This is a genomic window from Dellaglioa sp. CoH-55-MRSF-6 (assembly GCF_056782215.1).
The window spans coordinates 194,811-210,430 of record NZ_JBXAYJ010000001.1 but is presented as its reverse complement, the minus strand read 5'-3'; the positions used below and the strand labels follow the sequence as shown (position 1 = coordinate 210,430).

Genomic DNA, 15,620 nt, shown 5'->3' with positions numbered 1-15,620 from the left:
TTCGCTTTTATTTTATTTTTTTGCTGCTTCAGCTTCTGCTTCAGCTTTTTCAATTTGTTTTGTTGCTAAGATAACGAATGGTGCGTAAATTAACGCTGAGATAACCACATTAACTGCGGCTAAAACCCCACCAGCTAAACTCTTAGTTGCCAAAATCCCGCCAATTACTGGTGGTGTAACCCATGGGGGCATTACCGTTGCTGCTGGCACAATTCCAGTGGCGGTTGCAATATACGCAACAGTCACAAGTACCATTGGTGTCAAAATAAATGGTACGAACATAATTGGATTCAACACAATTGGAAGTCCAAACATCATTGGTTCATTGATATTGAAAATACCAGGAGCTGCTGATAGTGATCCAATCATTTTGTAAGGTTTATTTTTACGACCAACAATGAAGATGGCAATAATCAAACCAATAGTTGCACCAGTTCCACCTAAGTTAACAAATGAATCGAAGAAAGGTTTGTTAACGATAAAAGGAATTGTTTTACCTTCACTAAGTGCTTTAACGTTAGCTGCAATAGCAGGTGCGTTAATTGTTTGCATTAATGGATCAATCATATTAGCTCCATGTAAACCAAAGAACCATAAGAATGGTGCAATAAATGCTAATAATAATGCTGATGGATATGAATTTGCCAAGCCCATAAATGGTTCTTGAACAAGTTTGTAGAATGATGCAATAATATCAGTTACGCCGAATCCTTGGAATAATGTATTGATAAAGGCAAAGATTGTAACAACAATCATTGCTGGAAATAATGAAGCGAATGCTTTTGCAACAGCAGGTGGAACACCATCAGGCATGTTAACGATTAAATGTTTGTTACCACTTAAACGTTGGAATAATTCTGCTGAAACCAAACCGACAACAAGTGCAACGAATAATCCTACTGAAGACATCCCAGCTAATTGCAAACCACCTAAAGCGAAGAATGAAGCAACTGATACTGTACCAGCAGCCATACCATCTTTACCATATGATTTTGCAACGTTATGAGCTACTAAGAATGCAACGAATAATGACATAATACCAAAACTAGCATTCCAAACGCCTGCTCCTACACCCTTCCAGATTGGAACATCGTTAACTATTTTAGGAAATAGTCCGTCCATAAAATTTGAAAAACCTGGAATTGGTAAGTTATTAATTAATGTTCCCAGAGCACCTAAAATCATAAGTGGCATAATAACAACGAATGCATCTCGAATTGCCACCAAATGTCTTTGTGCCCCAATTTTTGAAGCTACTGGAATAAAGTGAATATCCATCCATTTTATAAATTTGTCCATGAGTAGTTCCTCCTTAAAGTTTAGTACTTATCCTATTTTTTTGTATAGATCTACTACCTCACCAGCTAAGTCTCTAAATGTAATCGCATTCATTAAATGATCTTGTCCATGAACCATTAATAAACTAACTGGTACCGGATCCCCTGAAGCTTCTTGCGTTAACATGGCTGTTTGAGAATGATGTGCTTCAATGAGTGATTTGTCAGCATCAGCTAACTTAGCAGCTGCGGTTTCAAAATCGCCTTTTTTAGCGGCGTGAATTGCTTCCATAGAATCACTTTTAGCGTTTCCACCATTAACAATCAGCCCCATGATTGTTTGCATTTGTGCATCATTTTCGTTCATATCTGATTACCCCTTTTATTTTTTATTTAATTAAGCTTTTAGCTGTTGCAAGAACTTTTTCGCCATTCATCATGCCGTAATCTTGCATATTGATAACTTCTACCGGAATATTTTTGTCAGCAACCTTTTTTTCAAATTCATCTTTCATAAAACGAACTTGTGGGCCTAACATTAAAATATCAACTGGTTTTGATTCAAGCATTGAATCTGCCTCTGAAGCACCAACTGCAAAGATTTCTGAATCATAGTTCTCTGCTTCTGCAGCCTTTTGCATTTTTGACACCAATAAACTTGTACTCATACCCGCTGAACAAACTAACATAATCGTTTTCATAATTTGCCACTCCTTTTTCTATTTATACTCTTATATACGCAAGTTCCATGCCAAAAATAAAGACCATCGAAAAGGCTTTAAGAAAGCGCTTTCGATGGTCTTTTATTTTATTTGCACACTACTAGTCACTATTACACACTGACTTTATTCAACGTATTACCCATAAAAATTTGGACAATATAGGCAACTTCATCATCTGAAATCTTAATATTATACATTTTTTCAACAATAATCAGGGCCGTTTTAACTATTTCCATCTGTAAATGATTCTCAGCTGAAAATTCTTGGACATTCTTAAACGGTTTAATTGATTGATTTTTCAATCTTGAATCTACTAGAAATGCTAGATGCATCATGATCCCTACGATAATCTCTGGATCAAGAACAATCTGTAAATCTGATTAAATTTTAATAATCATGGTTTGAATAGTATGAATTAAATCTGGGACAGAATTAACTGAATTAATACTACCTTCCAATGCATTAATTGTTTCTCGCGTTAAGTCGTTATCAGACAACATCCGCTGCAAAACTTGTAAGGTTTCATCATTAAAGATATCTAAAGCAGAAAAGAATGGCACTCTTTGGTAAGAAACCTCGACGGTACCAACAATTGCCTTCACATCATAATCGCGCATTAATGTATTAATGTGCTTTTTAAATGCATCTTTTTCTAAATATTGCATCCGAATTACTTTAACTTCGTCTTCGTTTACAATTGGCATAATACGATCATATAATCTTGCGGCGACACCTTCGCCGGTAAAACAAGCTACGATAACTGCTTTTTTCCTAGGATGCATATGGAAAAACTGCTCTTTTACAGACGATTCAAAAATATGTTGTGCATTTGCGTAAATATCTTCTAGTTCACGACCGGCAATCGCAATTCTTAATGATTCAAGCACAACTAACGTACTCGTCATTGAAACAGCTCGAATATTAATCCCTGTTTCTTCACCTAACATTGATGCAAAACTAGTTAAAGAGCCCATGTCAGTTAAAAGTAATAACCCTTTTTTCAATTGTTCCTGACTATCCAGTACATAATCTCGTACTTGATCATAAATTTCCGAAACATTTACATCAAGTGGCATATTAATTGCTTTTCCCTTTGTTGTACCAAGTAATTCTTGTGCTGTCTGTAACATAGAAGAAGCCGTTGATGCCCCGTGCATTAGCACGATGATACCGACTTTAATTTCATTTTGTTGTTTCTTAACACTTAAATCAGAGCTCAAAAACATTGTAATAAATCCAATTTCATCTAATGGAATTTCAATATCAAATTCATGTTCAATTTTATCTGCCATTTCCAGTGCAACACGAAAGGCTTTTGGATTTTTTTGTCGTAAATTATTTAAATCAGGATGAATAATTGCGACATTTTTCCTGATTCTTTCAATAGCACTAACAAGGTGTAATCCAAATGCAAATCGTGCATTTTCATTATATTTTTGCCCTAATTTATTCTGGGCTAAGTCATAAACTTCATTGGTAACCGTCCAAATATCATCTGGTAGTAACTCTTTTCGAACGCCTTCACCCGATAATTGTTCAATGTAATCTTTAAAATAACCTTTATCATCTGAATCGATTAACGTTTTAAGATTTAGTGATTTAAAATTCTGTTTATCAGTTTCACTCACTTTTTTATCAATTGTTTCATAAACCGTTGGTTTTTGATCGTTTTTTTCTACCGTTTCGCTATTTTTAAAAGTCACAACTTTTGTATTTTTTTCATTTGTTCGTTTCGCTAAACGTTCCATTAAGACATCAATTTTTTTATATTTGGATTTACCTTCCAAACGTCCTTTTTGAACATTCAATGGTAAGTCTTTTAATCTGATATATAACGAAGCCGTTTCATGCGTTCTAAAATACAAGAAGGCCTTTGCACAAACAACTTTAATATCCCTCTGAATTTGACCAATATTTGCTTCAGGCTCGTATAACATTAATGCAAGCATCGCATCTCGCTCAACAATAATATCTTGGCTCAATCTACCGACTTCTTGTTCAAAAAAATTCATGACTATCCCATAACGTTCATCAATTGTTCGTTTTGAGATAGGCGGTAATGTAATTGCCATTGGAATACGTCGATTAAATGTGCTCAAAAAATTTTCTGACGTTTCAGTCGTTGCCCCAATAATCTGTACACTCGCTTCTTTAGTAATTGAAGACTCTCCTAAAGGCCGATAAAACCCCTTATCAATAAAGGTAAAGAGCATTTCTTGTCCCTCAGGAGGTAATCGATGAATTTCATCTAAGAATAAAATACCACCGTTAGCTTTATCCATTAATCCTTTTTTATCTTGATCAGCACCTGTGTAGGCCCCTTTTTTAACACCAAATATATGCGCAAAAAGTAACTGTGGATTATTCGCATAATCCGCACAATTAAACCGGATAAAAGGCGCATCAGCCTTCACCATTTCTGATTCTAATGCAAACTGATACATACATTCAGCAAACAAAGATTTACCCGTTCCCGTTTCACCAAAAATAATTGTGTGTAGTCCTCTTGGTGGATATAAAATGGCTGCTTCGGCTTGTTGGATCATAACCTTTAATGAATCATTAGACCCGATTAACTTTTTGAAACTCATCTCTTTAACACTTTTATCATTAATTTCTTTTTGACGTGTTTCTTTTTCTTCAAGTGATGCCCACTGATAGAGAACAGGGCGCCCATCACTTTTTGTAACGTCACCATTTTTATATAAATCATTCAAATAACGACTCACATTTGCGCGATTGCAATTAAGCTCGTCTGCAATCTGTGTCGCATCCATCGCTATTTCCTTATTTTTTAAAAGATTATAAATATCATTTTTTCGATCTCCCAAGTTATCACTACTCCCTTACACGCTAAAAGAAAACGCTTACCACTAGTATACCGCAATCTTTTTTACATTTACACACTAATATTTGCTGGCTTACTTTTCTCCTTTTACACAGAAAATCATAACCTAAATAAAAAATCTTACTTTTCAGTAAGATTTTTTATTTACTCTGTAAATATTTTTTTAATTCTACAACACGACTAGCAAGTTCTTTTCCCATATCAGTTTCAGCAATTGTTTGTCTTTTAACTTCACTATCAATAATTCGTTTCACTGAAATAATATCTGTCCCATTTTCAATTGAATCCCACTTAGACGTAAAGGGTTGGTGAGCAACTAATTGTAAGCCATATGAATTAGAGAGCAGCGTATATCCACCAATTCCAGTAGTTGATTGGTAAGCTTTTGAGAAACCACCATCAATCACAATCATCTTTTTATTGGCCATAACCGGCTTGTGCCCACGCTTAACTGGTGTATGCCCATTAATTATTTTACCGTTATCTGGATTAAGCCCGAATTCTTCTAATATATGACGACAAAATGCTTCATCATGTCGTAATTTGTAATACGCATTTGGTATCTCAACTTGAACTTCTTCATCATTAATAAAGTAACGTTCAAAAGTTTTCATCGCATGTTTCCCAAATAAAGGCGATTTGGGTCCTTGCCATAAATACCAAAGTAAATCAGTTTCAAGGTCAGTAGATTTTTTAGGTTTAGCATAGCTTTTACGTAAATTATCTTCAAAAAAAGCTAATAATTCTGGTCCTGCATATGCTTTCCCTTTTAGCTCAAAGCCCTCCAATTTACCTTCTTGTGTAACTGGAATACAGCCGTGAACTAACAAGTTCCCATTATATCGTTTAAACATACTACCACGTGCCATCATAAAATCTAGATGTTCTCGTAATTTAGTCGCATGGATAAATGATTCTACTAATTTATCCATTATTTCTGACTCATCATCTGTTAATTTATACGGATCTGCCCAATCAACTGTTTGAAAACAAGTATCTTGTAGTGAATAATGTTTCCCATCGATTTCTATTTTTGACCCTTTGTTCCAAATCTTTTCTAAAATCGCACGATTTGCCATATCAAAATCAGGACGTCTTTTAATAATCTGTCCTTCTAATTTAAATTGAATAATAGCGATTGCCTGGTGTATTTTGGTCATTAAAAGTCGTTCGTCTTCTTTGATTTTTTCTTGTGCTGAATTAACTTTCGGTGAAAATGCTGGATTATCTTGATACGTTTTATCGGCAAATGTTGCTAAATGGCGTAAATTAATCCCATATGCATCTTCAACAATAGCTAAATTATTATATCTAGCACAAATTCGCAATAAATTAGCGATACATAAAGGCGAGCCAGCAGCACCACCTAACCATAAAATATCATGATTTCCCCATTGAATGTCAACTGAATGATAATCAAGAAGTGTCTTCATAATTTTATCTGGCGCAGGACCACGATCAAAAATATCCCCAATTACGTGTAAATGGTCAACGATTAACCTTTGAATCGTATACGCTGTAGCCGTTAAAAATGCTTCTGCTTGATTTAATTTAATTAAATTTTCTATTATACGATTATAATAATCTTTTTGATCAAGTTCATTGGAATTACTATATAATAATTCCTCTGTTATATACATAAAATCAGGTGATAGTGCCTTTCGTACCTTCGAACGGGAATATTTTGTTGCTGTCTTTTGTAACAACTCTATCATTCTGGCAATGGTATCTAAATACCACTGCTCCAATTCAGGTTGTGAAGTGAATTGTTGTTTTTTAGCAATTAGTTTTTCTTCTGGATAATAAATTAAGATTGCAAAGTCCTGTATACTCTCTTCAGTCAAACGGCCTTCAAAAATTTCTTGAATTTTTTGTTTAACATTTCCTGAACCATTTCTTAAAACATGTTGAAATGCGTTATATTCACCGTGAACATCACTAACAAAATGCTCCGTTCCTTTGGGTAGATTAAGAATGGCCTCTAAATTAATAATTTCAGTGACAATACTTTGTTTAGTCGGAAATCTTTTTTCCAATAACGTTAAATAATAGGGATTCATTTAAATGGCCTCCTTCATTTTATGATGCGCTTACAGTCACTATACCATGCCGGTTTGCCAATACCAATTACAACTTATTAAATGAGTCATATTATTATATATAAGCTTTTTTATAAACCAGCTACCTATACCAAAAAAGCAGACCAAAAGTTTTGGCCTGCTTCATTTATTCTTATTTAGTTTGAACAATTGCCGAAACTTCATTGGCTTTAACTGTCTCATTCAAATGATCAAACGTTATATTAGACACTTTATCCATATTCGTTAAAACGACCATCATCGTTGTTTCCTTACCAGCAGCTTTAATTGCGTTTAAATCAACTCGCGCAACTAAGTCACCTGGTTTAAGAGTTTCGCCTTCAGAAATAGTCACTTCAAAAGGTTTACCTTCTAATTGAACGGTATCAATTCCCATGTGTAATAGGACTTCTAATCCCGTTTCAGTCGTGATACTAATTGCATGTTTCGTTGGAAAGATACTTGCTACTTTACCAGCAACCGGTGTATAAATTTCGCCATTAGCTGGTTCGACTGCATAACCATCACCCAACATTTTTTCAGCAAAGGTAGCATCTTTAACATCCGAAATAGACATTAATTCGCCCTCTGCAACCGTATAAAACGTTTCACTACCAATAACCGTTGAATCATTATGATTAGCTGTAGCGCTTGATTTATCCGTCTCAGCCTGTAACTTTTCATTACTTAATGAAATAGAATCAGCCTTTGACTCATATAACTTACCAAGCTCGTCAGCAACAAATTGAACTTCAGTTCCAATAACGACTTGAATATTTGTTTTATCGATAACTTTAAACCCAGCAGCACCTGATGCTTTAAGTGCATCTTCATTAATATGGCTTGTATCTTTAACTTGTAGACGAAGACGGGTTGTACAATTATCAACGACTGTTAAATTATCTTTACCACCAATAGCAGCGTAAACAATTTGAGCTTGTCGTGCATATTTGTCATCCCCTAATTCAGGCGATAGTTGAATATCTTCAGTAATTGGTTCGCGACCTGGTGTCATTAAGTTAAATTTCTTAATGGCAAAATTGAATAGTGTGTAATAAATAATTGCCATCACAACACCTTGTACCAACAGCATTAGTGGCATATTAGCCATTGGTACACGTATACTCAAGACGTAATCAACTAAGCCCGCACTAAATGTAAATCCAGCTGTCCAGTGCATAAATGCGGCAAAAGCTAAAGATAACCCGGTTAATGCCGCATGAATGACGTATAAAGGCCATGCAACGAACATAAATGAAAATTCTAAAGGTTCACTCACGCCTGTGAAAAATGATGCAAATGCACCAGCTAGCATCAATGAGCCAACTTCTTTTTTACGTTCAGGTAAAGCATTTCGATAAATGGCATACGCACCAGCTGGTAGCCCAAACATCATGATTGGGAAAAATCCTGCCATGTACATACCTGTAGTTCCTTTAATTCCTGTATTACTCCAAAAGTTCCCGATATCATTAATTTTAGCAACGTCGAACCAAAATACTGAATTCAACGCTTGATGTAATCCGGTTGGAATTAAAAGCCGGTTGAAGAATCCGTATAAACCAGCTCCAACCCATCCAAGTCCAACCATAAACTTACCAAATGCAACTAACCAAGCATAAACAACTGGCCATGCAAATAATAAAGCTAAGGTAACAAAAATCATTACCAATGCTGACATAATGGGTACTAATCGTTTCCCACTAAAGAATGAAATAGCCATTGGTAACTTCACACTATGGAAACGATTATACATTGCTGCCGCAATTAATCCGGCAATAATCCCAATAAACACATTACTACTGATAGAACTAAATGCAGGATCAACATCTGTTACTTTTACTCCTAATAAAGCCGCAACCGAAGTCGGTTCCAACATTTTAACTGGAATTTCAAATGCAACAACACCAGCTAACGCAGCTGCGCCATCCTTGTTAGTCGACATTCCTAAAGCTAAACCAGCAGCAAATAATAATGCTAGATTACCTAGAATTGCGTTTCCGCCGGCCTGCATAAATGCCGCCGCAAACCAATCTTGTGGCAACCAAGTTCCAATTCCAACCAGTAATGCTGCTGCCGGTAGTACTGCGATAGGCAACATTAACGAACGTCCCATTCTCTGTAAATAACTTTTCATTTTTTATCCCCTTTTTTTCTTATAAAAACTATCATACAGGTTAGACCAAAAAAATTCAAATCAAATACAAATCAAGTGAAAAACGTGTATACAAGGCTTTAGAAAATAAATTAAACATCTATACCAATTTTATTTTTTAGACAAAAAAAAAGTTGCTTAATTATATTAAGCAACCAACTTTTTAGAAAACAAGCGTCCCCACACTAAATTTTCTCTTCGATATTCTGTGTCCTAATCAATAAACTCTTTGAATCATTTATTTACAAGACTTATTATGCCATGTAATTCCCCATAAAAAATATTAATATTTGAGGGTTAACTCGCAAATTTTGACATTTACAGCTTATTTACTGATATGACGGTCTTTTGTCCTTCTCGTAAGGGCAACTTCATTTAAAGTATTTAACGCTTTATTGTATTCAGGATTAAAATAAAAATCCATTGATGATAATTTAGCCATCGTCATTTGCATATTAATAGCTACTGACATGATATTAATCATATCTAAAATATCATGTTTCGAATAAATTTGTGCACCAACAATGACTTCAGTATCTTTCCTGTACACAACTTTTATAAGTATTTTGGAACCATTTTTAACGTAATCATATTGAATCTTATTTTCAATTGTATTGGATAGAACATCCAATCCGATATATGGTGCGTTTTCTTCAGTGACACCTGTCGTTGCTAAATAATGACCGAATAAGTTCATCCCCGCTGTTCCTTGCGTCGTTTCAACTTTAACAGGACTAAATAGACCCGTACAGTTATACGCCGCCACAATTGCACCTTTAATAGCGTTATTAACAAGAGGTTGATACTCTCGACGTTGGCTGACAGTTTGTTTAAATCCGGCATTATCACCTGCTGCATAGATGTCTTTATCACTTGTCTGCATGTAATCATTGATTTTAATGGTATTATTTTGATTAAGTTCAACAGCGTCTCTCAAAAAATCATTGTTAGGTTTTAATCCAACCGAAAAAACGACTAAATCACAGGCGATTTCTTGGTCAGTTGTCGAAACGCTAACTATTTTGTTATTCTCATCCACATTAATAGCATGAACATCATTTTTTAATACAATCTTTATCCCTTTTTCTCTTAAATCATCAATTATCCGATTACCAATTTCTTGATCTACGTACCGTGTCAAAACACCTCCCATAGCTTCAACTACTGTAACATCAACTTTTTCGCCTTTACGTCCCTCATAAATTGAGCTAGCTAATGCAAGCCCCACTAATCCTGCACCAACAATTAAAATACGCCTATTAGTTGGGCACAACTGTTCCATAGCCTTTTTTGATTCTTCTAAATTTTTATAAAAAACAACATTTTCATTATCTATCCCTTTAATATGTGGTTTAACAACCTTAGACCCATTAGCTAAAATTAATTTGTCATAGTTGCTGTAACTGTATTGTTTATCTGCATTAACAAAGTATAAACGTTTATCCTCCGTACTAACGTGCAACACTTCAGTACCAAGCATCAATTTAATACCTTCAGACTCTAACGCAGCAGGTGTCGCATAACTCGCTTCTTCTAAGTTATCAATAACCCCATCAAATAACAAATTAATTCCAGATGAGATATAGCTAACGCTATCTTTCATTTCCATAATAATTACTTCGGCATTTGGATCTGATTTTGAAATTGTTCTAGCGGCAGCTATCCCTGCGTGCGTTCCGCCGATAATGACATACTTCATTATTTTTCCTCCAAGCTTTGCGTGTTAATTTTTCTAACCTTATCAATTTCTAAAATTTCATTTACGACATCAGTAATAACTTGATCTGAACTAACACCAATTTCTGACATCACATATAATGGTGAATTAAATTGATCTTGGTTAACACCCATCCTATTTGTCACAATTAAATCATATTCTTTACCTTCTTGATAAATTTCTACTTGAGCGTTTAAAACGCTGCTTAAAACACGTTCCATAATGATTACGGTTAGTTTTTCCATAATTGGATCACGATTAATTAATAAGCCAATTTTTAAAACGTCATCAAACTCGAAGTTTAAAATATTCAAGATATATAAATACTGATTTTGTAGATAATATAAATCATCTGGCGAATTTAAGCCATCGAACTGTGTAACAGATTGATACGCCGTCAATAATTTTTGAATGATCTGCGAAAAGTCTTCTCGTTCTAATGATTTACGATTAAATTCCATAATTGTTCGATTATAACTAAAACTTTCACCTTTAAATATGGCTAATTTGCTGTATGAATTAAATAAATTATAAGAAATTTTTGAATCCCGTTTGAAGTAAGTATATTTCTCAATATCACTCCAAAAAAGACTAATTGCACTATTGATGGGTGTTTTTTTATCAATATCGTCATCTTTAATTTGAACATATAATTCAGAATCGTTTTTAATTAAATCAAATCCAATTAAAAAGTAATAGAACCCAACAGCATCTTCTTCAGAAAAGGAAAGTGAATATTTTTTTAAAAATCTAAAAAGACTTAATTTAACTTTACTGTATGCGAGATTATTTTTGATTAATTCACGAGAAATAGGCGTTAATGTCTGAACATGTTGCTCTTTATATGAATTAATTCGAATATAAATTTTAAGCCATAGAAAAACTCTAAGTTTCTCGTCGTCTTTCCATCCTAAGTCATATTGTTCATCTAAAACATTAACGTAATCGTTAATCGTCTCATTTCTAGATAAGAGTTCTTCGCGATCAGTGAATGGAACCACCCTAATGAAAAAAAGGTAATAAAAATAATTCAGTTGAATTTTAGTCCCAACTAATCGTCGATTTTTAATTTTTAGATCAAATCCTGCTAACGTTTCATTTAATTCTTTAATTCACCTTGTTATTGACGACCCACTGATATGTAATTCGTTCTCAAGATCAATTAAATTCAATGTTTCATTCGCATACAAATACATTATTATTTTGTATTTATACGATTCTCTTAAAAAATCAGTACTAATATTCGATAAATTTGTCGTACCATCTACTTCAAATTCAACGTTATTAGCGCTCACTTCAAAATGAACATGACCTGAAGCGGTAGCTTCCTCAAGCGTTATTTCAATATTTTTTAGGTACATTCGTAAAGAATTACCAGATATTTGGAGTAATTCCATTAATTTTTTCTTACTTAAATAACCACCATGTGTTTGTAATAGTTCTAGTATTTGGTTAAAAGTTCTTTCCTGCCCATCTAAAAAATCTTCCATATACATAAAAAAATCCCCAGCTTCACTTGACCACTTACCCAATACGATTAAAAAGGCCAATTTAATTTAATTCTATTAATATGTTACCGCGAAAAGTGATAAATTGGTATTAATAATTTTATTTTTAATTTTATTTAATTTACCCCTTGCATTTTCGGTATATACTTGTTATATTAAATGAGTAACCTAATCAATAAAACTTATTCAGTACCTCCCCCAAGGACTGAATACCAAAATCAATCCCCCAATTGATTTTGACTGTTTTACCCTTTTCGACACTGTAACTTATGTTACGATGTCGTTTTTTTTTGCCTAAAAATAAGTATTTACTCTTTCAAAACCTAACTTTATCAATGCTTATACGCTAAATATACCTAACTTCTTTATTCTCTTTTATTTAACATAATTTCGTCACACTTTCTTCATAATTACTTGTTATTATATAAACATACCTTAATTAAATAACTTTTAACTTTAATTTGTTCTCCCAAACAAATTAAAATGATAATTAATTTCTTCCCGAATATTAATTATCCCTACTCCTTTTAATCCATTACCTCTCCCAGGTAGTGGATTTTTTTTATTGGCCTTGCATAATTTCAATGATTGCTTGATAGTCTGAACCTGGCGTCACTATATGAACACCATTAAAAAGGTTTGATAACGATTCAATTAAATTTTGCGAAGCTGCAATACCGACCTTACGTTCATCATTTTGCAACGCCGCTTGTTTCAATTCTGCCATAAACTTATTTGGTAGTTCAATACCCTGAACGTTATCTTGAATAAATTGAGCACGCTCAAATGAAAGTATCGGCATTACACTGATAAAAATAGGTATAGCCACTTCATTAATGGTGATCCAATCTTTTAATCGCTGAACATTTGTCATATCAAATACCGGTTGCGTGATAATATAATCTACTCCTGAATGAATTTTTCGATTAATATCTTCAAATTCAAAATCTAAATTTATCGCATTAATATTAAATGCCCCACCAACTTTAAATTGTGATTTACTATTTAATTCACGATTAGATGGCGATATTCCTTGATTCATTTTTTTAATTGTTGTAATTAATTGTTGCGATGTTAAATCATAGACATTTGTGGCACCTTGTATTTTTGTAGGATTCCCTTTAATAATCATTAAATTATTTAAACCAACAGCACTTAATCCCATTAATTTAGATTCTAATCCGACTAAGTTGTAATCCCGTGTTGTTAAATGTAGGATTACTGGAATCTGTTTTTCACTAAGTTTATATCCCAATAATATATTTGAAACGCGGGGCATCCCTAAAGGATTATCCGTAATTGATAATGCGTCAATATCTAATTTCATTAGTGCGCTAGCACCTTTAAAAAAATTATCCAGATTAAGCGTGCTTGGCGTATTCCACTCAACTAAAACCGTTTTGGTCATTTTCACTTTCTCTATAAAATTCAAAATACCTTCCTCCAAATCAAATTTCATATCACCTTACAATGTTAATTGTAAACTAACAAAACTGTCACATGCCTATGTTTTAATAAATAAAGCCGTATACTATAAATATACACACAAGATACTTTGTGTGTAACTTAATTCTACTATAAAAAAATACGATTATATTTTAGTTTAATTTTTCATCTAGATCTAACCTACTCCCCCCAGAGTCTCGAATAGATTAGTATTTTCTCACCACTACTTTTAAAAGTAGTGGTGTTTTTTTTACATTTATAGTTTTTCTTTTTAACGTCATATTTTCTTCACATTTACTTGTTAGAATAACTTCATACCTTAATTAATAACTTTTAATTTTAATTTATTTCCCCGAATAAATTAAATAAGATGATCAACTTTCCCCGAAGTTAATCACCCTTACCCTTTTCCGACATTGCCTCCCCTTGTAATGTCGGTTTTTTATTTGCGTTCTATTTCTAGTAGTTGCTTTTTCATATTAATCCCACCGCGATAACCCCCTAAGCTGCCATCTTTTCTTAAAATACGATGACAAGGTATTACAATTAATATAGGATTACGACCAACTGCACTAGCAACAGCGCGAATTGCTTTAGGATAATCAACTTCTAAAGCTAACTCAGAATACGTTCTCGTTTCACCGTATGGAATAAGTTGAAGTTGTCCCCAAATTTCTTTTTGCAGCATCGTCCCACTCAAATTAAAATCAACGGGGATCGTAAATTTTTGAATTTCATGGTCAAAATAGGCTTGTAGTTCTTCAATTATACTTTTAAAAATCTTGTCATTCTCTTCGAATTTAGTTCTTGGATAAAATATTTCAATTTCACTTCTTAACCCATTAGGCGACCCAACAAAACTCAATCCTTTATCAGTCATCCCTAGCCAAAAATAATCCGTGCCATTAAACCAATTCATTAAGTACATGTCAAAATCTCCTATTCAATCCCAGACAAATTTGCGCCATGAACTTCTGCGATATTATATACGATGATAAATGCATTTGGATCAATCGTATGCACCTTATTTAACATTTGTTGATAATTTTGATTTTCAACAATAATCATCAACATTTCTTTGCTTTCACCTGAATAACCACCTTTAGCATCAAAGATTGTTAGACCTCTATCTATAGTTGTATTAATATCTTCTTTTAATTTTTTTAATCCCTCTTCTGTACTCATCACATATAAAACTTTTTTACGGTCCAATCCCGTTTCAATATAATTCATAATTAAATACGTGATTATTAAAGAAAAAATCGCTAAAATAAATGCTTCAGAACCCGAGACAAATATATTGAAAAAACACACAATACCATCAATTATTAATAGACTGGTTGCAGGTTTAATATTGAAATATTTTTTGATTATTAGTGGTGGAACCGTTGTTCCACCACTGGATGCATCAATTCGATAGAGAATTGATATTCCCACCGCAAAAACTGCGCCACCGACAATAACAGCTAATAATCTATCCTCGACAATATTTATTTGAGGCGTAATCGCTAAAAATAACGGTAATACAAAACTACCAATCATAATTTTTTTAGTCGTTGAACGCTCTAACATAAAATAAGCCAAGATCAATAGCGCCATGTTAATGCTCAATAATACAATCGAAACGTTCCAATTAAAAGCTGTTTCTAAAAGGATTGCAATACCAGTTGCACCACCAACCGCAACTTCTTGTGGTGCGTAGAAAAAATTAATACTTATTGCAATCATTTCTAACCCAATTAACATTAATAAAAATTGAATAACTTGTGGTTTCATCCTATTTATCATAAAGGCCCTCTTTCTGTTCTAAATTTGTAACCCCTTACTATTTAGCATACCGAATTTTATATCATAAAACAAATTTTCGAT

The 15,620-nt window shown here is 33.5% G+C and carries 10 protein-coding genes and 2 pseudogenes; all 12 read right to left on the bottom strand.

The window, feature by feature from the left end:
• Nucleotides 1-12: 12 nt before the first annotated feature.
• A complete protein-coding gene (locus AC1RPK_RS00980) occupies nucleotides 13-1,299 on the bottom strand; it encodes a PTS sugar transporter subunit IIC (RefSeq protein ID WP_409021736.1) in 1,287 nt (428 codons plus the stop codon).
• Between the two features lie 27 nt (nucleotides 1,300-1,326).
• The gene (locus AC1RPK_RS00975; protein WP_481760986.1) at nucleotides 1,327-1,644 is read right to left on the bottom strand and encodes a PTS lactose/cellobiose transporter subunit IIA; all 318 of its coding nucleotides are present in this window, start codon (nucleotides 1,642-1,644) and stop codon (nucleotides 1,327-1,329) included.
• Nucleotides 1,645-1,666: 22 nt separating this feature from the next.
• Nucleotides 1,667-1,978 carry a PTS sugar transporter subunit IIB gene (locus AC1RPK_RS00970; RefSeq protein WP_409021738.1) on the bottom strand — a complete coding sequence of 104 codons (312 nt, stop codon included), beginning with the start codon at nucleotides 1,976-1,978 and terminating at the stop codon, nucleotides 1,667-1,669.
• Between the two features lie 131 nt (nucleotides 1,979-2,109).
• Nucleotides 2,110-4,830 (bottom strand): annotated as a pseudogene (locus AC1RPK_RS00965) (sigma-54-dependent transcriptional regulator).
• A 157-nt stretch (nucleotides 4,831-4,987) separates the two neighbouring features.
• Nucleotides 4,988-6,907 carry a fructose-1,6-bisphosphatase gene (locus AC1RPK_RS00960; protein WP_481760987.1) on the bottom strand — a complete coding sequence of 640 codons (1,920 nt, stop codon included), beginning with the start codon at nucleotides 6,905-6,907 and terminating at the stop codon, nucleotides 4,988-4,990.
• A gap of 172 nt (nucleotides 6,908-7,079) precedes the next feature.
• Nucleotides 7,080-9,062, bottom strand: coding sequence for an N-acetylglucosamine-specific PTS transporter subunit IIBC (gene nagE / locus AC1RPK_RS00955; RefSeq protein WP_481760988.1), 1,983 nt, complete (start codon nucleotides 9,060-9,062; stop codon nucleotides 7,080-7,082).
• A 343-nt stretch (nucleotides 9,063-9,405) separates the two neighbouring features.
• A complete protein-coding gene (locus AC1RPK_RS00950; protein ID WP_481760989.1) occupies nucleotides 9,406-10,779 on the bottom strand; it encodes an FAD-dependent oxidoreductase in 1,374 nt (457 codons plus the stop codon).
• Entirely contained in the window at nucleotides 10,779-11,798 is a 1,020-nt protein-coding gene (locus tag AC1RPK_RS00945; protein WP_481761150.1) for a hypothetical protein, read from the bottom strand. Before AC1RPK_RS00945 ends, AC1RPK_RS00950 begins: the two co-directional genes overlap by 1 nt.
• An 18-nt stretch (nucleotides 11,799-11,816) precedes the next feature.
• Nucleotides 11,817-12,158 (bottom strand): annotated as a pseudogene (locus AC1RPK_RS00940) (helix-turn-helix domain-containing protein); the annotation flags it as partial.
• A gap of 709 nt (nucleotides 12,159-12,867) precedes the next feature.
• The gene (locus AC1RPK_RS00935) at nucleotides 12,868-13,737 is read right to left on the bottom strand and encodes a methylenetetrahydrofolate reductase (protein WP_481762168.1); all 870 of its coding nucleotides are present in this window, start codon (nucleotides 13,735-13,737) and stop codon (nucleotides 12,868-12,870) included.
• Between the two features lie 456 nt (nucleotides 13,738-14,193).
• Nucleotides 14,194-14,679: a methylated-DNA--[protein]-cysteine S-methyltransferase gene (locus tag AC1RPK_RS00930; RefSeq protein WP_481760991.1), complete on the bottom strand. Its 486-nt coding sequence runs from the start codon at nucleotides 14,677-14,679 to the stop codon at nucleotides 14,194-14,196.
• Nucleotides 14,680-14,690: 11 nt separating this feature from the next.
• Nucleotides 14,691-15,539 carry a YitT family protein gene (locus tag AC1RPK_RS00925; RefSeq protein ID WP_481760992.1) on the bottom strand — a complete coding sequence of 283 codons (849 nt, stop codon included), beginning with the start codon at nucleotides 15,537-15,539 and terminating at the stop codon, nucleotides 14,691-14,693.
• Nucleotides 15,540-15,620: the final 81 nt, after the last annotated feature.